Origin of the sequence: Pseudomonas sp. RC10 (assembly GCF_038397775.1) — a bacterium.
GTDB classification, from domain to species: domain Bacteria; phylum Pseudomonadota; class Gammaproteobacteria; order Pseudomonadales; family Pseudomonadaceae; genus Aquipseudomonas; species Aquipseudomonas bambusae.
The window spans coordinates 3,937,843-3,963,211 of the sequence record NZ_CP151650.1 but is presented as its reverse complement, the minus strand read 5'-3'; the positions used below and the strand labels follow the sequence as shown (position 1 = coordinate 3,963,211).

Here is a 25,369-nt window from a genome sequence, read left to right as displayed (position 1 = left end):
AAGGAATGCCTGATGAGTTGGTCAGCCAAGCAGTATTCGATGTTCGAGCAGCAACGCACCCGCCCGGTTCGCGACCTGGTCGCCGCCATTCCCACGCAAGACGTCAAGACTGCGATCGACCTCGGTTGCGGTCCGGGCAACTCCACCGAAGTGTTGGCCGAGCGTTTCCCCGACGCGCTGATCACCGGTCTCGACAGCTCCGATGACATGCTGGGCGACGCCCGTCAGCGCCTGCCGAGCATCACGTTCGAACTGGCGGATATCGGCGTCTGGAAACCGGCTCAACGCTACGACGTCATTCTCGCCAACGCCTCGCTGCAGTGGGTGCCGAACCACGCCGAGCTGTACCCGCGCCTCGTCAGCCTGCTCAATCCCGGTGGCAGCCTCGCCGTCCAGACCCCGGACAACCTTGAAGAACCCGCCCACCGACTGGCGCGCGACATCGCGGCGAACGGACCATGGGCCGACAAGATCGCCTCGGTCAAACACCCGGATCGTCATCCGGCCGCGTATTACTTTGAGCTGCTGCAACCGCACGCAGCGGAAGTCGATGTCTGGCGCACCACCTACCACCACCCTTTGGCCGGTGGGCATGCGGCGGTGGTCGAATGGTTCAAGGGCTCGGCACTGCGTCCGTATCTGCAAAAGCTTGATGACAGCGAGCAGAAAGCGTTTCTCGATGCGTATTTGAAGGCTATTTCCCAGGCATATCCGGCATTGGCGGACGGCTCCGTGCTGCTGCCGTTCCCGAGGCTGTTTGTTGTTGCGACCCGCTAGATGCGCTCCTACAGATGCTGGGATCACAGGAAAAAATATGACCAATCGTCAGCTCGATCTGGCATCTCGTCTGATCCGCAACTTCAACGAAGTGCCGTTGGAAGCTGAACGTCGCGACCCGCTCTACGAGAGTCAGGCCGCAAGACTCGGCACCGGCACCGCCGCCCAAAAGCTCGGCGCGTCCGTGGACATCGTCGCGCCGGGCAAACGCTCCTGCCCTTACCATTTTCACTACGCTCAGGAAGAGATGTTCGTGGTCATCGAAGGGCAGGGCAGCCTGCGCGTCGCGGGCGAAATGCTGCCGATCAAGCCCGGCGATGTGATCTTCATTCCCCCGGGCCCGGAATACCCGCACCAAATCATCAACACCTCCGACGCGCCGCTCAAATACCTCTCCATCAGCACCCGCGAAACCCCGGAAGTCTGCGAATACCCGGATTCCGGCAAGTATCAGGCGATGGTCACCCTAAATGGGGCGAGGGCGTTCAAGGCCGTGCAGCGTCCTGAGGCGACGCTGGATTATTGGGAGGGGGAGCCGTGAGCGTCGACGTGTTTGCGACGTGACTCGCGGTCCGGTTTTTTGAAATGCCGCGGGGCAATGGGAACTGCATCAGGCGATACTTGTGCGGCAACGCGTCCCCCTGTAGGAGCGAATTCATTCGCGAAAAATCGCTCAGGCGACAGGGATATGCCGGATGTACCGGCCCTTCGCGAATGAATTCGCTCCCACAGTTGGAACTGCATCGGGCGACACGTTTGCGGCGACGCGGGGCCCCTGTAGGAGCGAATTCATTCGCGAAAATCAGTCAGGCGACAGAGATGTGCCGGATGTACGGGCCCTTCGCGAATGAATTCGCTCCTACAGTTGGAACGGCGTCGGGCGATACATTTGCGGCGACACGGGGCCCTGTAGGAGCGAATTCATTCGCGAAAATCAGTCAGGCGACAGAGATGTGCCGGATGTACGGGCCCTTCGCGAATGAATTCGCTCCCACAGTTGGAACGGCGTCGGGCGATACATTTGCGGCGACACCGGACCTCTGTAGGAACGGCGTCGGGCGACACATTTTCGGCGACGCGGGGGCTCTGTAGGAGCGAATTCATTCGCGAAATATTGACCGGGCAATGCGGCGGTGTCGTCTGGAACACGGTCGCAAGGACAGGTTTGGTTATAACCATAGACCTTTTTGATCTACGCCCCATATAAGAAAAACAGCGGTCCTTAGATGAAAAATCGTTATCCTGCGCGCCAGTTTTTTCCGCGTGTCAGGCAGAACAATGGATTTTGGCAATATAGGTTTCGTCGTGGCTGGCCTGGTGGTCGGTTTCATCGTCGGCATGACGGGAGTCGGCGGCGGGTCGTTGATGACTCCGATCTTGCTGTGGTTCGGCATCAATCCCGCTACCGCCGTGGGCACCGATCTGCTGTACGCGGCCATCACCAAAAGCGGTGGCGTGCTGGTGCACAGGAAGAACGACAACATCGACTGGGGCATCACTGGCTGGCTCACGCTGGGCAGCGTGCCTGCCGCCGGGTTGACGCTGTGGTTCCTGAGCAGCCTGCACACCGCGCCGGACGCGATGAATGCGGTGATCAAGCAGGGTCTGGGCGTCGTTCTGCTGCTGACGGCATTGGCCATCTTCTTCAAACAGCGTTTGTTGGCGTTCGCTCAGCGCCACGCCGGGGATCACTACCGCCTCAGTGATCGAAGCTTGAACAGCCTGACGGTGCTCACCGGGCTGATCCTCGGCGTCATGGTCGCGTTGACGTCTATCGGCGCGGGCGCGCTGGGCACGGTGGCCTTGTTCATCCTCTATCCGTTTCTGCCCACGCGTCGGCTGGTCGGCACCGAGATCGCCCATGCTGTGCCACTGACGCTGATTGCAGGGCTCGGCCACGCCAGCATGGGCAACATGAACTGGCCCATGCTGGGCTTTCTGTTGATGGGGTCGTTGCCGGGGATTTATCTGGGCAGCCAGTTGACCGGGCGTGTGCCCGACGCCGTGCTGCGGCCGTGTCTGGCGCTGATGCTGATCGCGATCGGGTACAAGCTGGCGTTCTGAATCGGCCAGACAGACCCAATCAGTCCGCTCGTCAAAAACTCGGCAGCTCCGTAAACTGACGCCTCTTGTGCCTGCCACGAAAGGGACGTCCCATGCTCGCTTTCTCCACCCTCGCGTTGTTCTCGGGGGCCTGCCTCGCGCTGGCGCTCACCCCTGGCCCCGACATGCTGCTCATCGCCTCGTGCAGTGCCAGCCAGGGCAGGACTGCGGGTTTCGCCTCGCTCGCAGGCATCCAGCTCGGCACCTATTGCCACGCACTGGCGGCCGCGCTAGGGCTGTCCCAACTGTTCGTCACGGTGCCGGTGGCCTACGACGTGGTGCGCTTCATCGGCGCGGCGTATCTGCTGTATCTGGCGTTCAAGACCTTCCGCTCGACCGGCACCGCGCTGTCGGCCAATGCGTCGTTGCCCCGCTATTCGCGGGCGCAGATTTTCCGCCAGGGCCTGCTGACCAACGTGCTCAATCCCAAAATGGCGCTGTTCGTGCTCGCGCTGTTCCCGCAGTTTATCGATCCCGACGCAGGGTCCATCGTCGTGCAGATGTTGCTGTTGGCAACGGTGTTGAACGCCGTGGGTGTCATCGCCAATGGCGCAGTGATTGTCATGGCCAGTCGTCTCGGTCAACGGGTCGGCAGCAGTGAGCGGGCGGCGCGCTGGATGCAGAAGATCCTCGGCACAGTCTTTCTCGGGCTGGCGTGCCGACTGGCCCTCGTCGGGCGCGATTGATGGAGATCATTGCTGAGCCGCAGTTGATCCAGCTGGTCACTGAGCGTTTGATCCTGCGGCCCGCGCTCGCTGGGGACGCGGCGCAGATACGGGCCTACAACCTGACCAACCACAAGCACTTGCAACCGTGGCAGCCGACCCGTCCCGCCGGTTTTTTCGACATCGACAACATTCTGATGCGCATTGCCTACCTTGAACGCGAGCGGCTGGCGGGACGTTGTCTGCACCTGTTGATGCTTGATCGTGCCAGCGGCGACATGGTGGGCGAATGCAATTTCAGCAACGTCGTGCTGGGGGCATTTCAGGCGTGTCACCTGGGGTATTCGCTGGCCAAGGCCGCCCAAGGACAGGGGCTGATGACTGAAGGGTTACGCCGGGGCATTGCCCACGTGTTCGACGATTTGCAGTTGCACCGGATCATGGCGAACTACAAGCCAGAAAACGAGCGCAGCGGTCGCGTGCTGGAAACACTGGGATTCGAGAAGGAAGGCTTCGCCCGGGCCTATCTGAAGATCAATGGCGAATGGGCGGACCATGTGCTGACGGCTCTGGTCAATCCGAGGCTTTCGTAAGCACCTGCAAAAACGCCGCTGCCCACCTGTTCAAACGAGTGGCCAGCGGCGTGGCAAGGTTCAGCAAAGTTTGTCGATGACGCGCAGGCCCGGCTCTTTTTGCGCGCTGCCCCATTCGCTGCTCAGGGTGTCGAGCACCTGACCCAGGAATTGCTTGTCGGCGGCGGCCTTCTTGCCGACGTAGCCGTGGCCTTTGCGGTACATCTTCAGCCGCGCACGCATGTGCGGACGTTGTTCGTCGAACTCTTGTTCCTCGGTGCAGGCACCCAGGCCGTCCATGTGCACATCACCTTTCTCACAGACCCAGAGAATGTGGCTATCGAGGGAGTCCTTCTGCGCCGCGAACAGTCGAGCCAATTGATCAATGGTGGGTTGATTGTTCAGATTCATGGTTGGATACCCCTTTATCGCCTGTCGTTAATCTATCTGGTTAGTTCAAACGTAATGGCAGATCGTCCATCGATCCGCAGTCCTTTCACACGCTGACAAACAAGGTCCGTCAAACACAACAGAGCCGGAGCCGTTGCCGGGCAGGAGGTGGTGTTGATGAGAGGCTGAAACGGGATGGGTCGAATCGCAGGAGAGAAACGGCGGGCGTCGTAAGGACACTGGCGACGTATCGTGGTCGGCCACAAGTGTCTTGAGGACGTTTCGCCAGCGCTCGGCCTATGGGTCGATCATGCCGGTTCAGCTTCATCAATCTGCCTTGTGGGCAGCACACATCCAGAGGTTGTTCGACGGCTTTGTCGAACGGGCCCGGAATACTTTTGCCAGCTCTCCCGATCAGGGAGACGGCCTCACTATGCAATCGCCGAAACACTTCGTCAACTGTTTTGTAGTGATTATTTTAGTGAACTACATTTTTTGTAGTGCCGATACACAAAGGTCCGTTCGTGACTACAAAGTCAGTGTTTACGGGGCCTGTACCAATGTCCCGGTTGTCATCGACCAACGAACGGTTGCCTGAACCGCTTGCGAACCTTTACCTTCCCGAGGTCTATGTTCCATGGCTGGCGAGCCCGGGATTTTCGATGAAACCGGTCTTGCCGACGACTAAGAGGATGATGATGGAAACGCTCGTACTCCCCACGTATGACGATGTGATCGCAGCCGCCAAACGTATTGAAGGCCACGCCCACAAAACACCGGTCCTGACCTCGCGCACCGTGGACCGCGAGCTGGGCGCCGAGGTGTTTTTCAAATGCGAGAATTTCCAGCGCATGGGGGCCTTCAAGTTTCGCGGCGCGTTCAATGCGTTGTCGAAGTTCGACGCCACGCAACGCAAGCATGGCGTGGTGGCATTTTCCTCCGGGAACCACGCGCAAGGCATCGCCTTGTCCGCGCAACTGTTGGGCATTCCCGCGACCATCGTCATGCCTCACGACGCTCCGGCCGCCAAGGTGGCCGCGACCAAAGAATACGGCGCAACCGTGGTGGTGTATGACCGCTACAAGGAAGACCGCGAAGCGATTGGTCGCACCCTGGCGCAAGAACACGGGCTGACGTTGATCCCGCCCTACGATCACCCGGACATCCTTGCGGGGCAGGGGACAGCTGCCAAGGAGTTGTTCGACGAGGTGGGTCCGCTGGACACACTCTTCGTCTGTCTCGGCGGCGGCGGGCTGCTCAGCGGGTCCGCGCTCTCGACCCGGGCGCTGGCGCCGAACTGCACGCTGTATGGGGTAGAGCCTGAAGCGGGCAACGACGGTCAGCAGTCACTGCGCAGCGGCCGCATCATCAAGATCGACACACCGAAAACCATCGCTGACGGCGCCCAGACGCAGTATCTGGGCAATTACACCTTCGGCATCATCCAGCGTGACGTGAACGACATCCTCGTCGCCAGCGATGCCCAACTGGTGGAAGCGATGCGCTTCTTCGCCGAGCGCATGAAAATGGTGGTCGAGCCGACCGGATGTCTCGGCTTTGCCGCTGCCCGTGAAAGGGCGGCTGAACTGAAAGGGCAGCGGGTAGGGGTGATCATCAGTGGCGGAAACATCGACCTGAACACATACGCGAAGCTGCTGGCGCGCTGACCGATCCGTGAATCGACTGCACCAAAAGGGTCTGTCTGCGTCCTGAATCCCCCGATTTGGTGCGTGCGCTGACCTTTTCTCTCTGTCATGGCGGCGCGCTTCGCCGCGGCTCTGATGGCACTGCGCTTGCAGCATCTTCCGCACACACGGACGGAGATGCCGAATGTTTTCATTGCGCGCCAACAAACACCGGGCTCAAGACGACGATGCCCTCAACCTGCTGTTCGACGATCTGGACCTGACGGTGCAGCTGTCCGGGCCTTCGCCGTTCAATGCACGTCTCAACGGTTTCAGCCAGATCCTGCACCAGCGCCTGGCCGAGAGCCTCGCCGCCTCTGTGGACATCGCGGCTCATGCCCCTGAGTTGGCGCGTATCGCCCGCGTCACCGAGCAGAGCGGGCAGCGATTGGCTCAAGCTTCGGAACTGATTGCCAGCGCCAGCGAGCAGGTCAGCACGTCCCTGGACACCGAGTTGGTGCCAGGGGCGGCGCAGGTGGCCAAGCTGTCGAGCGAGGTCACGTTGACCCTGCGCCAATGCCAGCAGACCGGCGAACAAGTGCTCGGGCAAGTCGAGGCGATCGGCTCCAGTGAGCAGAAACTGGAGGCGGTGATCGGTCAGTTGTTCGGCCAGTTGGAGGAGGTCAGCCAGGTCCTCGGCGTCATCGCCAGCATCTCTCAGCAAACCAACCTGCTGGCGCTCAACGCGGCCATCGAAGCCGCTCGCGCCGGGGAGCATGGCCGGGGCTTCGCCGTGGTGGCCGATGAGGTGCGACGGCTCGCCGGGCACACCACTGAGTCCACGGCGCGGGTGAGTCAGATCATCGAGCGCTTTCGGGCGGACATGGATCAGCTCGGCGCTGCGGGCAGCATTATGCACGCGGCCGTGGCCGAGGGCCGTGCGAGTATGACCCGCATGGGCGAGGACTTGCTCAGCACCCAATCGGCGATGGATCAGCTGGATCAGCGGGTCGGCCACATCGCCTCAGGCACGGAGCACATCGGCATCGCGGTGCATGCGATCAACCGCGACGTGCAGAACATTGCCGGGGTCGCCTCGGAACTGTTGGGCAACGCCGGTCAGGTCCTGACTCACAGCGACGCCGTGCGCAACAGTGGCGATCATTTGTTGAACGGATTGGGCGGGTTTCGGTTGCAGATGCACAAGGCAATTCAGGCGAGCGTCGAAAGCCTCGGCAGCGAAGCGGCGATGCACGGCGATCTGCAGATGGCCGAGCGTTTCATGCTCGACACCCTGCGCCGGGATTCGCGGTTTGAATTGTTTTACATGGTCGACCGCAACGGCAATCAGATCACCGAAAACATCGGGCTGGACACCGACGACAAGACGCCAAGCTGCAAGGGGCGGAATTGGGCGCAGAGGCCTTGGTTCAAGGAGGTCGCGGATCAGTTGACCAGTTACATCACACCGGTCTACCGCTCTTCGGCCACGGACGCGTTTTGTATCACCGTGTCAGTACCGATCTTTGCGGCGAACGGGCAGTTGCACAGGGTGCTGGCGGCGGACGTGAGGTTGTCGGCGTTGATGTGAAGGGCGGGCAGAGAAGGGCTACCGGGAACGTTGATGAACCTGTGGGAGCGAATTCATTCGCGAGGCGGTGAGCCTCCGGCGTCCCCCCACAACGATGGTGGCGCGCCAGTGCTTAGGGTCCGACGCTGTCCCTGTGGGAGCTGCCGGAGCTGTGCGACGGCCGCGAAGACGGTGGTTCAGGCAACGCATCTTCCACTGACCCACCGCTGTCGCTGCCGTCGTACCTCCGGCGTCTCCCACGAGGGTGATGGCGTATCGAGAATCGGGGCTGACGCAAGACCTGTGGGAGCTGCCGGAGCTGTGCGACGGCCGCGAAAGTGGTGTATCAGACAACCCATCTTCCACTGACCCACCGCTGTCGCTGCCGTCGTCCCTCCGGCGTCTCCCACGAGGGTGGTGGCGTATCGAGAATCGGGGCTGACGCAAGACCTGTGGGAGCTGCCGGAGCTGTGCGACGGCCGCGAAAGCGGTGGTTCAGACAGCGCATCTTTCACTGACCCACCGCTGTCGCTGCCGTCGTCCCTCCGGCGTCTCCCACGAGGGTGGTGGCGTATCGAGAATCGGGGCTGACGCAAGACCTGTGGGAGCTGCCGGAGCTGTGCGACGGCCGCTAAAGCGGCGTATCAGACAACGCATCTTTCACTGACCCACCGCTGTCGCTGCCGTCGTCCCTCCGGCGTCTCCCACGAAGGTGGTGGCGTATCGAGAATCGGGGCTGACGCAAGACCTGTGGGAGCTGCCGGAGCTGTGCGACGGCCGCGACAGCGGTGTATCAGACAATGCATCTTCAACTGACCCACCGCTGTCGCTGCCAGCGTGAATTCTGCGGTGTTTGAAGGTTCCGCGTTCAAGAGGGCGTGGCTCGTCCTACTCGGCGGGTGTATGCGTAATACCTGTGGGAGCGAATTCATTCGCGAAGCATTCGAACAATCGACACCGTTTGGTTGGCTGTTCCAATGTCTCGCGAATGAATTCGCTCCTACAGGGGATCAAGGCGCCGTCGAGATCAAGGGCTGATCCCGACGGCGATTGCGCAGCGGTTTACGCCTGCTCTTCCTTGTGCAGCTCAAACAGCAGCAACGAGCGCGGGGTCACGGTGTATTCGTTGCCGAATTCGAAGTGCTCCTTGCCCTTGATGTCCGGCTGGTTGGTATCGACCAGGCTGACCCAGTTCAGTCCTTCCGGCACTTCTGGCAGGGTGAAGTTGACGCCTTCGTGGTGCGAGTTGACCACGAGCAGCATGGTCGCATCGCCACCGCGACGGCGAATCCCGGTTTCCTGCGCACGACCGTCGATAAGCATGCCCAGGCAACGGCCGTTGGCGTCATGCCATTGCTCGGTGGTCATCTCCTCGCCGCTTGGCGACAGCCAGGTCACGTCCTTGACACCCAACTCCTCGTTGTATTCGCCGACCAGGAAACGGCCACGGCGCAGGATCGGGTATTTCAAACGCAGTTTGATCAGACGTTGCACGAACGCATGCAGCGCCTTGCCGTCTTCGTCCCAATCCCAGTTGACCCAGCCGATCTCACTGTCTTGGCAATAGGCGTTGTTGTTGCCGTGCTGGGTGCGTGCAAACTCGTCGCCCGCCACGATCATCGGCGTGCCTTGGGAGAACAGCAGGGTTGCAAAGAAATTGCGCATCTGGCGCAGACGCAGCGCGTTGATTTCCGGATCTTCGGTCGGCCCTTCAACGCCGTGGTTCCACGAGCGATTGTCGTTGCTGCCGTCCTGATTGTTTTCGTCGTTGTCCTCGTTGTGTTTGTCGTTGTACGACACCAGGTCGTGCAGCGTGAAGCCGTCGTGGGCGGTGACAAAGTTGACCGACGCGTACGGCCGACGACCGCGCTGGTTGAACATGTTGCCCGACGCGGTCAGACGGCTGGCAAGGTCAGCCAATTGACCTTCGTCGCCTTTCCAGAACGCGCGCACGGTGTCGCGGAACTTGTCGTTCCATTCAGCCCAGCCCGGTGCGAAATGACCGACCTGATAGCCACCGGGGCCGCAGTCCCACGGCTCGGCGATGAGTTTGACCTGACGCAGCACCGGGTCCTGACGACAGGCGACGAGAAAACTGTGACGCTCTTCGAACCCATCGTGGTAACGGCCAAGAATGGTCGCGAGGTCGAAACGGAAACCGTCGACGTGCATCTCGCTGGCCCAGTAGCGCAGGGAGTCGGTGACCATTTGCAGCACGCACGGGTGGCTCAGGTCCAGCGTGTTGCCGGTACCGGAATCGTTGATGTAGAAGCGCTTGTCGTCCGGCATCAGGCGGTAGTACGACGCGTTGTCGATGCCACGCATGGACAGGGTCGGGCCGCGCTCGTTGCCTTCGGCGGTGTGGTTGTAGACCACGTCCAGAATCACTTCCAGACCGGCGTGGTGCATGTGCGCGACCATTTCCTTGAACTCGGCGATCTTGCCGTGGGCCAGGAAACGCGGATCAGGGGCAAAGAACGCGATGGTGTTGTAGCCCCAATAGTTGGTCATGCCTTTTTGCAGCAGGTGCTGGTCGTTGACGAACGCATGGATCGGCAGCAGCTCGATCGAGGTCACGCCCAGCCCTTTGATGTGCTGGATCACGTCATCGACCATCAGGCCTGAGAACGTGCCCTTCAGCTCATCGGGAACGGACGGGTGACGCATGGTGAAACCCCGGGTGTGGGTTTCGTAGAAAATGGTTTTCTCCCACGGCACGTTCACCCGCTGATCACGGCCCCAGGTGTAAGCGGGGTCGATAACCTTGCACTTCGGCACGAAGGGCGCGCTATCGCGCTCGTCGAAACTCAGGTCGTCATCGGGGTGGCCGATGGTGTAGCCGAACAGCGCTTCGGACCATTTCAGCTCGCCGACCAGTTGCTTGGCGTAGGGGTCGATCAGCAGTTTGTTGTGGTTGAAACGGTGACCGTTTTTCGGGTCATAGGGGCCGTACACGCGGTAGCCGTAGACCAGCCCGGGGTGGGCGTCGGGCAGGTAGCCGTGGAAGATTTCGTCGGTGTATTCGGGGAGTTCGATACGTTCCAGTTCGGTCTCGCCGGTGGAGTCGAACAGGCACAGCTCGACCTTTGTCGCGTTGGCGGAAAAGATCGCAAAGTTAACCCCCAGGCCGTCCCAGTTCGCGCCGAGCGGGAAGGGCAGGCCTTCGCGGATGCGCGACGCGGTGACTTCCGGGCTGTCGGCCTTGCTGGATTCATTCTTGGGGGCGGTGGTGTTTTCTTGCTTGCTCATGGGGATTCCTGACGTTCGAATGATTTCCTGAAGGCGAACAAAGCCTTTGTCGCAGGCTGGGACTGCGCCATTGGTGAAAACAGGCAAAGGGGTTACCGCAGGGGGAACATCGTTTTCAGGCGATCCCTGCGGTCGAGGTTTGCTACGCGATCAGTCTTCGGAGTACCGAAGACTCACGGCGCGGGTGGCTTGGCCGCCGCGGGTGTCTTCTTGGCCGCTGGTTTTGCGGCAGGCTTGGCAGCCGGCTTCGCAGCTGGCGCGCCGTCAGCCGCAGCGGCTTTCGGTTTGGCGGGGGCCTTGGCCGCCGGTTTAGGCGCAGGCTTGGCCGCCGGTTTTTCAGCGGCTTTCGCAGCTGGCTTGGCGGCAGGCTTTGCAGCAGGTTTGGCTGCAGCGGCCTTGGGCTCAGCCTTGGGTTTGGCCGCTGCCTTGGGGGCAGCCGCTTTTTTAGGCGCCTTGGCTTCGGCGTCCGCCAGCTTGCGGGCCTGTTCCCAGTGAACGGCGTCCTTTCCGTGAGGCTTGCCTTCAGATTCCCAGATCTGATGGGCGAGCTCTTTGATTCGTTTTTCGTCGGCACTCATCTCGACACTCCCGGGTATTACAAGGTTTGAATAAGCAGATTGACGGAAAATTCCTTGAGCGCTGCGCTGAGCGACAATTCCTTGTTGTCTGTGACTGTAGCTTGCGCGAAAAGTCCCTTCCAATTTGGATTTGAATCAGCGAACGGCAGGAGGATTCGTGTATCGCCCCAATGTGCTGCATTGATGAATGGAGTTTGCGCAGTGCCCAATAGTTCAGCCGGCAAACGTGGTATCACAACGATAGCCCGCAAATCCTCCTTTTCCCGGGCAAATGCAAGGACGTGTGCGGCGTGTTCGCCGACCACTTCCAACGGTTGATAGCGGCCCTCACTGAACAGTGTCGGATAGAGATTGCGCAACCTGAGCACCTGCGCGATCAACGCCTGTTTGATGCGACCGTCCTGCCACTGGGCAAGCAGCTCGGCGGGCGTCGTGAAGTCACTCAGCGCGCGTTGGCGAGCGGGGTAATCCACCGGACGACGGTTGTCCGGGTCCACCAGGCTGAAGTCCCAGAATTCAGTGCCCTGATACAGATCAGGAACACCGGGCACGGTCATGCGCAGCAAAGTTTGCGCCAGACTGTTCAAGGCGCCGGCGGGGGCGATGCGGTTGGCGGTGGCACCGATGGACTGACGCAAGGCGACGGTGTCCGGGCTCAGCAGCAACTGCTGGAGAAACTCGCGGCAGGCGCTCTCATAGGGCTCGTTCGGCGCGCTCCAACTGCTCTGCAACTTGGCTTCGCGCAGGGCTTTTTCCTGCCATTGCGTGAGGCGTTTGGCGTAGTCCTCGAAGGCGTCTTCACCCTCCATGTTCAGCGGCCAGCTGCCTAGAATCGCTTGATAAAGCATGAGCTCGTCGCCAGGGCTGATCGCCTGATCGCCCTGCTTCAGCGGTGTCGACAACTGCTGCCAGCGCTCCACCTGTTCGGCATACCAAGGCGCCACTTCGCTGAGCACCGCCAGACGGGTCCGGGTGTCTTCGCCGCGCTTGTGATCATGGGTCGCAGTGGTCAAGAGGTTGTCCGGAAAGCTTGCACCGCGAGTGATGCACACCTCATGAAACGCCTCAGGCGGTGCACTGAAATGTTGCGGATGGAAACCCACGTCGTTACGCGACAAGAGCACGGCCGAACGGTAGAACGAGGTGTCTTCCACCGACTTTGCCGCGACCGGTGAGGTCAGTTGCTGGAAGCGGTTGCACGCCTTGCGGCGCATCTCACGCAATGGCCCGTTCGGGTAATCCCGCAGGCGCTCGCCACCCAGCCAGCGCGCGAGGTAATCGAGCACCGGCCAGTCGCCTTCGTTGAGCATTTCACGTGCACCGGTCATGGCTTGTTGGAAATACCGCTCATCCTCGGCCGAGCGTCCACACGCGGTGATGTAGGTGCGATAGACCGGGAAGTTGCCCACCAGCGCCAGCAGCGCACGGCGGATGGCATTGAGGGTGAGGTCGCGACTCATCACGTCGCTGCGGGCCACCTGTAACAGCGCTTGTGCCAGGTTCTCGAAATCGCCCGCCAAGGTGCCGTGCAGCACTAGGTCCCGTGCTTCGAGCACTTCCTGATTGAAATCCGCCGTACGGCCGCTGATGCGGTTCCACAGTTCGCCAAGGACTTCTTCGCCCTTCGGATCATGTTGCAACAGCGACACCTGGTTCATGAATTCGTAACCGGTGGTGCCGTCGACGTTCCAGTCTTTACGCACCTGCTCATCGGAACCAAGAATCTTCTCGACGAAGATCGGCACATGGCTCAGCTCGGTGCCCGCCGGACGCTGGCTGAGCAGGCTTTCGACGCGGCGATGCAGCTTGCGACAGTAACCCCGAGGGTCGGCCAGGCCGTCGATGTGGTCGATGCGCAGGCCGTCCACCAGGCCCTCTGCGATCAGCTGGAAGATCTTGCCGTGGGTGGCCTCGAACACCTGCGAGCGCTCGACCTTGAGGCCGCCCAGCTCGTTAATGTCGAAGAAACGCCGCCAATTGATGTCGTCGCCCGCCGTGCGCCAACTGGCGAGGCGATAGTCCTGCTGTTCCAGCAACTGATGAAGCCGTTTGAAACCTTCCGGGTCCTTGCCGTCGAACTGCTTCAGGCCGTGTTCGATAGCGTCAGTCAGGTCGGGGTTGTCCTTCACACACTTGGTCAGTTCGGCCTTGGCAGCCACTGCCAGGTCGTAGGCATCGGGACTTTCATCCAGTGCAGAGAAACGGCCGGCCAAGGCGTCTAGTTCAGGGCGTTTGGCCGCCTTCAGCAGCGGCGCGTAGGTGCCCGGATTGATCGGGAAGTGATGCTGATAGTGCTCGACACGGAAGCTGCCGTGCTCGGCATCGAACAGCAGCGGCACGTCGCCGTTTTGCAGCACGGTGCCGTAATCGGTGCTGAGGAATGGCAGCAGCAATTGGCCCTTGAGCAGCGGGTCGGGGGAATTCCACTGAATGTCGAAGAACTTGGCGTAAGGGCTGCGTTGGCCCCATTCGATCAGGTCCAGCCACCACGGGTTATCGGCGCCGCCAACGGCCATGTGGTTGGAGACGATGTCGAGAATCAGCCCCATGCCATGCTTGCGCAGCTCGGCCACCAAACGACGTAGCGCCGGTTCGCCACCCAGTTCGGGGTTGATGACGCGAGGGTCGACCACGTCATAGCCGTGCATCGAACCGGCGCGGGCCTTGAGCAGAGGGGAGGCGTAAACGTGGCTGATGCCCAGTTCGGCGAAATAAGGGACCAGCGCCGTGGCGTCATCGAGGGTGAAGTCTTTGTGGAATTGCAGCCGCTGGGTCGCGCGCAGTGATTTGAGGGGTGAGTTGACTGGGTGATTCATTGATCGCGCTCCGCGGCCTGTTGACGTGCTGCGGCAAGGATTTCCAGACGACGCGCCGCGTTGGCGTTGTCCAGCAATGAGGCGGTGTCGCCGGGCAAACGCCGACGCCAGTTGGGGTGGCTGTCGATGGTGCCCGGAAAGTTGGCCTGCTCCTCGATACCCAAGGCGTCCTCAATGGGCAGCAGCACCAGTGGAGCGCGTGTATGGCCCAAGTAGCGCACGCTGCCATCGATCACGTCGCTTTCATTGCCGAGAGGGGCGTGCTCATAGTTGAGCTTCAACGCGGCACGCAATCCTTCGCGTTCACGCTCGCGCTCACCCCGCCAGCGGCGCTCGGCCTCGTCGTCGATATGGCCCAGGGTCTTGTTCCACTCGATGTCCAGCTCACTGAGCCAACCGGTCAGCGTCGGCAGGTCGTGGGTGCTGGTGGTGGCCAGCGCGTCGTCGGACCATTTGATGATGGGCTTGAAGTGCGCGTTGTCCTGTTCGAACAGCAAGACCCGCATGCCGAGAACGCCGCGGGTCGAGAGTTTCTCATGCAGGCCGTCGGGCACGGTGCCCAAATCTTCGCCGAGGACCACGGCCTTGTGGCGCCACGATTCCAGGCACAATAGGCGCAGCATGTCGTCGATCGGATAATTCAGGTAGGCACCTTCACTGGGCGGAGAGCCTTCGGGCACGACCCACAGGCGTTGCAGCCCCATGACGTGGTCGATGCGCAGGCCACCGGCGTGGGCGAAGTTGGCGCGCAGCATTTCGATGAAGGCGCGGAAACCGTTGCGTTTCAAACCGGTGGGCGAAAACGCGGAAATACCCCAGCTTTGTCCTGCGCGGTTGAGGATGTCCGGGGGCGCACCGACGGTCAGCGACGACAGCAATTCATCTTGACGGCTCCAGGCCTGACTGCCCGCACCGTCGGCGCCCACGGCGAGATCACCGATCAGGCCGACACTCATGCCGCTGCTGCGTGCGGCCGTCTGGGCGCGTTCCAGGCCACGGGCGATCAGCCATTGGGCGAAGGCGTGAAAGCCGATCTGTTCGCGATGGTCGGCGGCGAACGCCTCAATGACGCCACTGCGCGGATTCTTGTAATCGTCCGGCCATTCATGCCAATTGCCGCTGATGCCAAGCACGTCGCACTGGTCGCGCAGGGCCTCGAAGCGGCAGTGGTTTTCCAGCGCTTCGCCACCCGCGTGGCGAAAGCTGTTGAAGTCCTGATGAAGCGGGTGGTCGCTGGCGATGAACGCTGCGTACAACGCTCGGTACAGTTTCCATTTGGCCGCCGCTGCGGCGGGCCAGTCGATCAGTGGCAAGTCTTCCAGGCGCTTGAACTCATCCGCCAGCCCTGTTTCTTCCAGGGCTGCGCGCACGGCACGCTCGCCCAGAATCGTGCCCGGCGCGGCATACAGTGCGTTGAGAAACAGGCGGCTGGACGGCGAGTACGGACTGAAACGCTCACTGTCGTTGGAGAACATCGCGTGCACCGGGCTGATGGCGATGGCTGCGGCGCCGCGCTCACCCGCTGATCTGGCGAAGGTTTCAAGCGCCTGGGTGTCGCCGAAGCCGCCATCGCCTTCGCGGCGCAAGTAATACAGCTGCAAGGTCAGGCCCCAGGTGCGAGGGACGCTGACGTCCGCCGCCATGGCCAGGGTGTAGGCAGTTTTTGGCGCGACGGCGATCGTCAAGTGTTGGCCTGCAATCGCCAGCTGCTGATAACCCACTGTGGCCAGCGCGGGCAGTTCGGCCTTGGCGGTGAGCCTGGCGTCCAGACGCGATCCGTCTTCCAGCTCCAGCACGAACGGCGTTTCGGGCTTGAACCACGCCGAGAGGTCAAGATTGCTGCCGTGGTCGACGGTTAACAGCGGTGGCGGGGTGGTGGAGAGGCTTTGATCCTGCAAGCGTTCAAGGCTGGCAGCGATGTGTTCATCGTTCTCGGCGGGGTAACCCAGCCCGTCGAGGACCTTGCGCAGGACCTCGGGGCTGACGCGCTGCGGGCGTGCGTTGGCGTCCTTCCAATCGACTGACAGCCCGGCTTCGGCTGCCAGCATTTCCAGTTGCTCATTGCTCATCCTGTTCCTCCAACGTCACTCGATATCAGGCTGACAATGGCCGTGTAGGGATTGAGGGTGCCGCGCGAGGAAAGTTCTGCCGATTTTGGGTGGGACTCATGCAGCACGTGCTGCACGCTGTGTTCGTCGACCTGCACCGCGTGCTCGCTCAGGTTCAGGTCGATGCGCAAGATCTGTCCGTCGCCCATCTCCCAGCGTGCGCTGACGGCCTTGTCGGCGAGCACGTCTGCAGCACCCAGGGCTTTGGCGCCCTCCAGCCGAGGCACGATGTGCTCGCGACGAATCGCCAACAGCTCGCGGTACAACGCCAGCCAGCTGCGGTGATCCTGGCCCTTGTCGGTTTCCAGCAGCAAGGCGTCGAAAGCCGGGCGCGAGGCCTCGAAGGTCTTCAGCGCATTCGGATCAGGAATCTGCTCACGCTTGGCCGGGTCGGCGAACGCCGCGAAATCCGCGAACTCCCCCCGGCGACCTTCGCGCACGGCGTCGGCCAATTCGTCGTGGAAGTCGGTGAAGAACAGGAACGGCTCACTTGCGCCCCATTCATCGCCCATGAACATCAGCGGGATCATCGGCGACAACAGCAACAGCGCCGTGGCCGCTCGCAGCGCGTGTGGAGGGCTCAACTGAACGAGGCGCTCGCCCAGCGCACGGTTGCCGATCTGGTCGTGGTTCTGCAGGAACAACACGAACGAGGTCGGCGACAAATGCGCGCTCGGTTCGCCCCGGGCGTGGCCGTGGCGGGTGGATTCGCCCTGATAGACGAAGCCTTCGCCCAGCAGGCGTGCCAGCTTATGGGTTGGCTGTTCGGCGAAGTCGGTGTAGTACGCGTCGGTTTCGCCGGTCAGCAACACGTGCAACGTGTTGTGGCCGTCGTCGTTCCACTGTGCGTCGTAGCCCTGATCCATGCGATGGGCTTCGTTGAATTCGTTTTCCAGCATCAGCCACACGTGACGGTCAGGCGCGGTTGCCTGACGCACCCGTTCGGCCAGTTCCTTGAGGAAGGTCGGGTCTTCGATGGCGTGCACAGCGTCGAAGCGCAGGCCGTCGAAGCGGTAGTCCTGCAGCCACATCAGTGTATTGTCGATAAAGAAGTCCCGGACTTCGCGGCGCCGGAAATCGATGGCGTCGCCCCACGGGGTCTTCTTGTCGCTGCGGAAAAAATGCTTGGCGTACGCACCCAGATAGTTGCCATCCGGACCGAAGTGGTTGTAGACCACGTCCAGAATCACGGCCAGACCCAGACCGTGGGCCGTGTCGATCAAGTGTTTGAGTTGTTCCGGTGTGCCATAGGACGACTGGGGTGCGTAGGGCAACACGCCGTCATAGCCCCAGTTACGATTGCCGGGAAACTGTGCGATGGGCATCAGCTCGATGGCGGTGACGCCGGTGTCGGCTAGATGCCGCAGGCGTTGTTCGACGCCCGCGAAGCCGCCGAGCGCGCCGACATGCAGTTCATAAATGACGGCTTCGTGCCAGGGCCGTCCGCGCCAGGCATCGTGCTGCCAGCGGTAGGCATTCTGGTCCACCACCTGGCTGAAACCATGCACCTCGCTGACCTGAGCCCGGGAGGCCGGATCAGGCACATGAAGGTCTTCGTCGATGGTGTAGCGATAGCGCGTGCCCGCCGGGCATCGAGCTTCGAGGACGAACCAACCGTCCTCTTGAGGCAGCAGGGCCAGTGACGGCCCATCCTCGATCTCGACGCTGACGTAATAGGCATCCGGAGCCCAAAGGGCAAACCGAGTGTGTTCAGGATCTAGCAGGACGGCGCCGTGGCGCCAGTTCTCATCCGTGCGCGAAGGCATCCGTTACCCCTTTTTCAATTCATCGATCAGTAATGCAGTGCAGCGCCCACGTTTTTCTTCAACAACTCCTGATAGAGGTCGGCGTAAGGTTCGACCGCTTTGTGCCAGTCGAACGGCGCAGCCATCGCACGGCAGCGCATCGCGTTAAGCAATGTAGGGCTGGCGAAGACGTTGAAGGCGCGGGTGAGCGCTTCGGTGTAGCTTTCCACCGTGGATTCGTCGAACAGGAAACCGGTGCATCCGTCTTCGATGGTGTCTGCCAGGCCGCCGGTACGACGTGCCACCGGCAACGAACCGAAGCGCTGCGCGTACATCTGGCTCAGACCGCACGGCTCATAGCGCGACGGCATCAGCAGGAAGTCGCTGCCCGCGAACATGCGACGAGCGTCGGTTTCATTGAAGCCGACCCGGACGCTGACCTGGCCCGGGAAGCGGGCGGCGAGGGCGCGCATGGCGTCTTCTTCATCCGGTTCGCCGCGACCAATGATCGCGATCTGTCCACCGTTGTTGACGACGTATTCGGCCACGCCGATGGTCAGGTCCAGACCCTTCTGATACACCAGACGCGAGACCACTGCGAAGAGTGGGCCCGTGGACGGCTCAAGCTCGAACAGCTCGCGGACGTAGTCGGCATTGATCTCCTTGCGCGTCCATTCGTTCGGGGCGAAGCGGCAGATCAGGTGTTCATCGGTGGCCGCATCCCAGCTTTCATCGATGCCGTTGGGAATCCCGCTGAGCTGGCCGCGATTGGCCTTGCTTTGCAGGAAGCCTTCCAGACCGCAACCGAAATCCGGGGTGGTGATTTCCTTGGCGTAGGTCGCGCTCACGGTGGTGATGTGGCTCGAATACGCCATGCCCGCCTTGATGAACGACAGCTGGCCGTAAAATTCCATGCCATCCGGACCCAGCGCGGAATCGGGAATGCCCAGCTCGCGGCTCGACGCTACGCTGACGAAACCCTGATACGCGAGGTTGTGAATCGTGAAGATGCTTGGCGTGGTCTGGCCGCGCCATTTCATATACGCCGGTGCCAGACCCGCAGGCCAGTCGTGGGCGTGGACCAGTTCCGGGCACCACTGGGTTTTCACCGCGCCCGCGGCGAAGTCGGCAGCGGCCAGGCCCAGACGGGCAAAGCGAATGTGGTTGTCGGACCAGTCGCGACCGTGATTGTCGCCATAAGGCGTGCCTTCGCGCTCGTACAGCTCCGGGCAAATCAATACATAAATGACCAGACCGTCTTTCATGTCCATCCGGCCGATCTTGCAAGGCGGGAGCGCGGCGTGCCCGCTGAGTTCGCTGATGATGTGAATCGGGTTACCGCTATTGATGACCTGTGGATAGCCGGGAATCAGCACGCGTACATCGTGAAGGTGGCGCATGGCGCGCGGCAGTGCAGCAGACACATCGCCCAGACCGCCGGTTTTCACCAAGTCGGCCATTTCCGACGTCACGAACAGGATCTTTTTCCTGTTCGCCATGGAGATCCCGGGTTGTACAGGGGGCAGTTGCAGCACAGGTGCGCTCGTCGTTGCGAAGACCGGCAGATGGGTCAGCTCGCTGGCCGGCTGGTTAAAACTCTCTCCCTTCTGGGTTTTGACAGCGGCACTAATCATCGTTTTCTCCCATTCGATACGCAGTGTTGGTACAGCACTTGAGTTGTAAAAGGCCATGTCCTATGGCCAGGCACACAAGACCTACGCAAAATCGATACCCATTTACCGACTGCATAAGTAAGGACAGGGTGAAAGCGGCCTCTGTTTGGGCTTCATCCGGTAGCATAGGCGCTCTAATCAGCTGACCCAGGGCATTTGTAGAAGTTTCGACTTTTTTTCCGGGAAATGTCTGGCCTGCGGGATGGCAGCTTTTTGTAGGAAAAAATTCACCTCGCTACAGAAATTCCCTGACCGCGGAATGCGCCGTTCTGGCGCACATTTTCCTCCTGAACAGTATCGACGACCGCTGGTCGGATTGTTCGACAATCCCTCTGCAGCGGCTTGGGAAGCATAGCCGCGCGGTGATTTTTAGCGACCGGCGCTTCATGAAGTTTTTGTTGTCGCCATTTCTCGGTGCAACACAGCCCGAATCTCGTGCGTAATTGAGAAAAATCCTACTTTTGTATCGGGAATTTTTGGTGCGCTGCACGGTAGAATCCAACCCACGCGACAGAGGGGCCTTCGGTCTTCTGTCTGTTCCCCCCTGAGTTGTAGAGGAAGTCAATGCAAGCCCCTGAGGTTCTGGTCCTGCAAGCCAGCTATACCAATCCGGTCCACGCAGAAGCCATCGGTTTCCTGATCAATCAATATGCCGAAGACGCCATGGGCGGCGGCGAGTCGCTGTCTCAGGACGCCCGTGAACAGTTGGCGCTCGAACTGGCCAAGCGTCCCCACGCGTTCAGCGTTTTGGCGTTCATCTCTGGCGAGCCGGTTGGGCTGGTCAACTGCTTCGAAGGGTTCTCCACCTTCGCCTGCCGTCCGCTGGTGAACATTCACGATGTGGTGGTCATCGCGTCTTCCCGTGGTCTGGGCATCAGCCAGAAGATGCTGGCCAAGGTCGAGGAAATCGCCCGCCAGCGCGGTTGCTGCAAAATGACGCTGGAAGTGCTGGAGGGCAATGAAGTCGCCCAGGGTGCTTACCGCAAGCTGGGTTTCTCGGACTATCAGCTCGATCCGAAGATGGGCAAGGCGCTGTTTTGGCAGAAGGCGTTGTAGGCACCTGCAAGCCCTCGCCGGACACCCATCTGTAGGAGCGAATCTATTCGCGATAGGCCGGTACATCCAATAAGGGTGTATCGGCTGTATCAACGTTTCGCGAATGAATTCGCTCCCAAAGGTCGACGGTGACCAGCCGATGTCAATCTGATCGCAGGTTGAAACCGTGTATGAGCTGTTGCTTGAGCAACACCATCCAAAACATTTGTAACAGTTCTATCCTGTAAGACAATTCAGCGAGCGATGTAGGATCGCCTCCCGTATTGATTTCAGGACACCCATGTCACTTTCACTGGAACCTCCCAGTTGCCGATCCCGTTCCCTGAACCCGGATCTTCGTCCCTCGTTTCTCTTCGCCGACCGGCGCGTGTTTTCAAAGACCTTCATTTGTCTCGGCTCCCTCACGGTGACGCCGGGTGTCGTCTTATCCGGCGCTCAGCCGCTGAAAAGGAACCCTTGACCCATGGAATGGCTTGCGGACCCCACGGCCTGGCTGGGCCTGTTGACCCTGATCGTCCTTGAACTGGTATTGGGCATCGACAACCTCGTGTTCATCGCCATCCTGGCCGACAAATTGCCCCCCGAGCAGCGTGACAAGGCGCGGGTGCTGGGGCTGTCCCTGGCATTGATCATGCGCCTGGGGCTGCTGGCGAGTATTTCGTGGATGGTGACGCTCACCGAGCCGCTGCTCGACGTGTTCGGCAAAAGCTTCTCCGGCCGCGACCTGATCATGCTGTTCGGCGGGGTGTTCCTGCTGTTCAAGGCGACCATGGAACTGCACGAACGACTCGAAGGCCATGTCGCTCAGCATTCGGGCACCACGACGTACGCGCTGTTCTGGCCCATCGTCGCGCAGATCGTCGTGCTTGACGCCGTCTTCTCCCTGGACGCGGTGATCACGGCGGTCGGCATGGTGGACGAGTTGTCGGTGATGATGATCGCGGTGGTGTTCTCCATCGGCATCATGATCATTGCCAGCAAGCCGCTGACGGCCTTCGTCAACGCACACCCGACGGTGATCATGCTGTGCCTGGGTTTCCTGATGATGATCGGCTTCAGCCTGACCGCCGACGGCCTCGGGTTTCATATCCCGAAAGGCTACCTGTACGCGGCGATTGGCTTCTCGATCCTCATCGAGGTGTTCAACCAGGTCGCGCGCTCGCGTCGCAAACGCAGCCTGAAAGGCAACCTGCCGCGCCGCCAGCGCATGGCCCACGCCGTGCTGAGGCTGTTGGGCGGCCGCAAACCCGCTGTCGAAGACGTGGGTGAGGACATCGCCGACATGCTCGACGGCGATGGCGATGTGGACGAAGCCATTTTCGACCGGCGTGAGCGGGTGATGATCAGCGGCGTGTTGCAGCTGGCGCAAAAGCCGGTCCGCAGCGCCATGACCGCCCGCAACGACGTTGACGTGATCGATCTGTCAGATGACGAAGCGACCATCCGTCAACGTCTGATGGCGTCGTCCTACTCGCGCCTACCGCTGATTCGTGAGGGGCGCGTAGAAGAACCTCTCGGCTTCGTGCACAAAAAGGAACTGCTTAACGCGTTGCTCGCCGAAGCAGTGCCGAACCTGGAACACGCGGCGCGCCAGGCCCTCAGCGTGCTCGACAGTTTTTCGGTCCTCAACGCGCTGGATCAGATGCGTGCGCAATCGACTCACATTGCATTCGTGGTCAACGAGTTCGGCGACTTCGTCGGCATCCTCACCATGACCGACATCCTTGAATCCATTGCAGGCGAACTCCCGGACGCGACCGAGGCTGAGGGGCCTGGTCTGGTCGAGGAGGGCGAGGGCGTGTTGGTGAACGCCGCCATGAACCTGACTCACCTGCGCGAACGCACCGGTTTCAAGGCTCGTGCTACCGAGGAATATCAGACGCTGGCCGGGCTGATCATGAGCCTGCTTGACCGGTTGCCGGTCATGGGCGACGAGGTGCAGTGGGAGGGGTGGAATCTCAAGGTGGTTGACGTGCAGGAGCGGCGCGTGACCCGCGTGCTGATGCACAAGACGTCTGTCTGATCAGGGCGTTTGAATCGACGCTTATAACGCTTATAAAAAGAAGGCCTGCATTGCGCAGGCCTTTTTTCTGAACGGTGGTTACTTGTTCGCCACTTCAGGCATCGGCGCCTCTTGAGTCGCGGCCTTTTCCATGCCAGCGAAGTCACTCAAACCTTTCTGCGCATAAGGGTCGCCAATCAGTCGAGGGCGCGCCTTGAAGTCCAGGCTCACCAGGCTCTTCGTCGAGTCCAGTTCGTCGAAGCTCAGGCCCGCCAGTTGCGCCCAGGTGTGGATCAGGTTCGAGCTGGAATAAGGACGGCTGTGGATGCTGTCGAAGCTCCAGTTGTGGGTTTCACGCCATTTTGGCGACGCATAGGCAATGAACGGCACCGTGTACATTGGAATCGTCGGTTTGCCCTCGTTGCGGCCCAGCGTGTTGTGCCCTGGCGAGTCGTAAACGTCTTCGCCGTGGTCGGACAGGTACAGCAGGAAGCCGTTCGGGTCCGCCTTGCTGTAGGTCTTGATCAGGCTCGACACCACGAAATCGTTGTACAGCACTGCGTTGTCGTAGCTGTTGTACATCTCCAGCTTGCTGTCATCGATGGCCGCAGGCACGCCGTCACGACCGGTGAATTTCTCGTAGGTTTCCGGGTAGCGGTACTGATAGGCCATGTGCGTGCCCAGCAAGTGAACGACGATCAGCTTGCGCGGCGCGGCATCGGTGAGGGCCTTGGCGAACGGCTCCAGCACGTCGCCGTCGTACTGGCGGGCGTTCTGATTGCGGTTGTTGTTCAGGTAGACCTGCTCGTCCGCCTGCTCGGAGAACGTGGTGAGCATGGTGTTGCGCTTGGTCATCGTCTGCTGGTTGGTGATCCAGAAGGTCTTGTAACCCGCCTGCTTCATCACGCTGACGATGGACGGGGTCTTCAGGTACAGGTCCGGATTTTCCTCGTCAGCGAAGGTCAGCACTTGCTGCAACGCTTCGATCGTGTACGGACGCGGGGTGATGACGTTATCGAACACCTGCAGCTCGCTTTTCATGGCGTCCAGATTCGGCGTGGTCTGCCGTGGGTAGCCATACAGATGCATGCGGCCACGGTTGGTCGATTCACCGATGACCAGCACCAGCGTGGTCGGCAGGCCGGCCTGTTGATCCTTGAGGTTTTTCAGCGGCGGGATATTGCTGCTGGTGGTGAGCATGTCCTGCATGCTGTCCAGTTGCTGGGTGTAGCGGTGGTACGCCACCAGCATCTGCCAGGGCACGGCGGGTTCGATGCGCGATTCGAAGGCTTCAAGGCCGGCAGCCGTCGTGTCGAAGCGTGACATCTGTTTCGCCAGCGGGTAGCCGATGATCGCCACCAGCAGCGCAGTGGCAACGACCCAGGCACGGCCACGGGGCATGTACACGGGCCGCAGGCGGGTCCAGAGGAAAATCGCAAAGGCGGTGTGGGCGATGAACGCCAGCACGATCCACCAGGCGAAGTACTGCGTCATGTATTCGCCCGCCTCAGAGACGTTCGACTCGAACATGATGAAAATGACGCTTTGCGAGAATTCTTGCTGATAGATGAAGAAGTAGCCCAGGCTCGCCATGGAGCAGGCCCACAGCACGACACCGATGACGGCCGCCATGACACGGGTCTTGCCAGGGAACAGGAACATCGGCGCCAGCCAGATACCGCTCATCAGGAACGCCTGGCGAAAGCCCGCGAAGCCGGTGATGCCGGTCAGTTGGATCAGCAGTTGGGTGATTCCGGAAAAGTACCAGAAGAACAGGAAAAGCCAGGCCACGCCGGCCCAGTCAAAACCCTTCGGAGTGGGGGTGCTCCGTTTCATCGTTGCCATCAGGCGCTCCAGCTATGGATCTGTCGAGCGGCGCAATGGGCCGCCTCGTTTTTGCAGCGGGGCGTCGCGCAGGCCATGAGCGACCCGGCGTACGTTCCGCGAAGGTGCGGGAGTATGGTGAGGGTGAGGTGAAAAAAATGTGAGACAGCGGTGGACGGTGTGTGAACCCGGTCAGGACGGGGATTGAGAGCAGGGTTGGAACGTTACGGAATGTGTCTGGTCGGAAAAATGACGGAAAGTTCGTCGACCGAGAAGACGTATAACGGGGAAGGGTCAGGCGAGGGGATCAAGCGTGAAGGCAAGCCAGCAAATCGGGCTTGCCTCATTGGGTGAAGCGCGGGGGATCAGGCGTGAAGGGCCGTGCCGTTGGCGAGCTGTGCGTGTTGCAGCATCAGGGCCATTTGGGCGACTTTCTTTTGCAGCTGGTCACGTTCTTCGCGGAGCTGACGCAGCTCATCGCGACGGACGGTAACGTACAGAGTCTGTGGAACGCTTGCCGGTAGTACTGTGCCCATTGCTCACCTCGCAAATGGCGGATTCAACTTCGTAAGGTTCAAGCAATGACGCGATCGCTACCCGACTTGTCCATGCTTCC

17 protein-coding genes and 1 pseudogene are annotated in these 25,369 nt (G+C 60.9%); 9 read left to right on the top strand and 9 right to left on the bottom strand.

Annotation, left to right across the window (positions count from 1 at the left end):
• The first annotated feature begins 12 nt into the window (after nt 1-12).
• The 5 genes from tam (at nt 13) to AAEO81_RS18095 (ending at nt 4,138) form a co-directional block, all read left to right on the top strand.
• The gene (tam, locus tag AAEO81_RS18115) at nt 13-777 is read left to right on the top strand and encodes a trans-aconitate 2-methyltransferase (RefSeq protein WP_341958382.1); all 765 of its coding nucleotides are present in this window, start codon (nt 13-15) and stop codon (nt 775-777) included.
• A 37-nt stretch (nt 778-814) separates the two neighbouring features.
• Nucleotides 815-1,318, top strand: a complete 504-nt coding sequence (locus AAEO81_RS18110; RefSeq protein WP_341958380.1) for a cupin domain-containing protein — start codon at nt 815-817, stop codon at nt 1,316-1,318.
• A gap of 737 nt (nt 1,319-2,055) precedes the next feature.
• Entirely contained in the window at nt 2,056-2,841 is a 786-nt protein-coding gene (locus tag AAEO81_RS18105; protein ID WP_341958378.1) for a sulfite exporter TauE/SafE family protein, read from the top strand.
• A 92-nt stretch (nt 2,842-2,933) separates the two neighbouring features.
• Nucleotides 2,934-3,566, top strand: a complete 633-nt coding sequence (locus AAEO81_RS18100; protein ID WP_341958376.1) for a LysE family translocator — start codon at nt 2,934-2,936, stop codon at nt 3,564-3,566.
• Nucleotides 3,566-4,138, top strand: coding sequence for a GNAT family N-acetyltransferase (locus tag AAEO81_RS18095; RefSeq protein WP_341958374.1), 573 nt, complete (start codon nt 3,566-3,568; stop codon nt 4,136-4,138). Before AAEO81_RS18100 ends, AAEO81_RS18095 begins: the two co-directional genes overlap by 1 nt.
• 60 nt (nt 4,139-4,198) lie before the next feature.
• Here AAEO81_RS18095 and AAEO81_RS18090 read toward each other — a convergent pair whose 3' ends face one another.
• Nucleotides 4,199-4,528: a hypothetical protein gene (locus AAEO81_RS18090; RefSeq protein WP_341958372.1), complete on the bottom strand. Its 330-nt coding sequence runs from the start codon at nt 4,526-4,528 to the stop codon at nt 4,199-4,201.
• A 677-nt stretch (nt 4,529-5,205) separates the two neighbouring features.
• Between AAEO81_RS18090 and AAEO81_RS18085 the strand changes: the two genes are divergently transcribed.
• Both AAEO81_RS18085 and AAEO81_RS18080 read left to right on the top strand, forming a co-directional pair.
• Complete coding sequence (locus tag AAEO81_RS18085; RefSeq protein WP_341958371.1) at nt 5,206-6,174, top strand: threo-3-hydroxy-L-aspartate ammonia-lyase; 969 nt, start codon at nt 5,206-5,208, stop codon at nt 6,172-6,174.
• A 163-nt stretch (nt 6,175-6,337) separates the two neighbouring features.
• On the top strand, nt 6,338-7,723 hold the full coding sequence (locus AAEO81_RS18080) for a methyl-accepting chemotaxis protein (RefSeq protein WP_341958369.1): 1,386 nt from the start codon (nt 6,338-6,340) through the stop codon (nt 7,721-7,723).
• Between the two features lie 1,041 nt (nt 7,724-8,764).
• Here the strand turns inward: AAEO81_RS18080 and glgX are convergent.
• The 6 genes and pseudogenes from glgX to glgA all read right to left on the bottom strand — a co-directional run bounded on the left by glgX (nt 8,765) and on the right by glgA (nt 19,832).
• On the bottom strand, nt 8,765-10,951 hold the full coding sequence (glgX, locus tag AAEO81_RS18075) for a glycogen debranching protein GlgX (protein ID WP_166597706.1): 2,187 nt from the start codon (nt 10,949-10,951) through the stop codon (nt 8,765-8,767).
• Nucleotides 10,952-11,124: 173 nt separating this feature from the next.
• On the bottom strand, nt 11,125-11,529 hold the full coding sequence (locus AAEO81_RS18070) for a DUF2934 domain-containing protein (RefSeq protein ID WP_341958366.1): 405 nt from the start codon (nt 11,527-11,529) through the stop codon (nt 11,125-11,127).
• A 17-nt stretch (nt 11,530-11,546) separates the two neighbouring features.
• Complete coding sequence (locus AAEO81_RS18065; protein ID WP_341958364.1) at nt 11,547-14,345, bottom strand: malto-oligosyltrehalose synthase; 2,799 nt, start codon at nt 14,343-14,345, stop codon at nt 11,547-11,549.
• Nucleotides 14,342-16,414, bottom strand: coding sequence for a 4-alpha-glucanotransferase (malQ, locus tag AAEO81_RS18060; RefSeq protein ID WP_341958363.1), 2,073 nt, complete (start codon nt 16,412-16,414; stop codon nt 14,342-14,344). The genes AAEO81_RS18065 and malQ overlap by 4 nt, the downstream gene beginning before the upstream one ends.
• Nucleotides 16,404-18,219, bottom strand: a pseudogene (gene treZ, locus AAEO81_RS18055) (malto-oligosyltrehalose trehalohydrolase). Before treZ ends, malQ begins: the two are co-directional and overlap by 11 nt.
• Before the next feature lie 26 nt (nt 18,220-18,245).
• Entirely contained in the window at nt 18,246-19,832 is a 1,587-nt protein-coding gene (glgA, locus tag AAEO81_RS18050; RefSeq protein WP_341958361.1) for a glycogen synthase GlgA, read from the bottom strand.
• A 603-nt stretch (nt 19,833-20,435) separates the two neighbouring features.
• On the opposite strand from glgA, the gene AAEO81_RS18045 reads away from it, so the two are divergent.
• Nucleotides 20,436-20,927: a GNAT family N-acetyltransferase gene (locus tag AAEO81_RS18045; protein ID WP_341958359.1), complete on the top strand. Its 492-nt coding sequence runs from the start codon at nt 20,436-20,438 to the stop codon at nt 20,925-20,927.
• A 463-nt stretch (nt 20,928-21,390) separates the two neighbouring features.
• Complete coding sequence (locus AAEO81_RS18040) at nt 21,391-22,950, top strand: TerC family protein (protein WP_341958357.1); 1,560 nt, start codon at nt 21,391-21,393, stop codon at nt 22,948-22,950.
• 78 nt (nt 22,951-23,028) lie between these two features.
• Here AAEO81_RS18040 and AAEO81_RS18035 read toward each other — a convergent pair whose 3' ends face one another.
• Nucleotides 23,029-24,774, bottom strand: a complete 1,746-nt coding sequence (locus tag AAEO81_RS18035) for a phosphoethanolamine transferase CptA (RefSeq protein WP_341958355.1) — start codon at nt 24,772-24,774, stop codon at nt 23,029-23,031.
• A gap of 344 nt (nt 24,775-25,118) precedes the next feature.
• Nucleotides 25,119-25,289 (bottom strand): DUF6026 family protein, encoded by a 171-nt coding sequence (locus tag AAEO81_RS18030; protein WP_341958352.1) that lies wholly within the window; start codon nt 25,287-25,289, stop codon nt 25,119-25,121.
• Nucleotides 25,290-25,369: the final 80 nt, after the last annotated feature.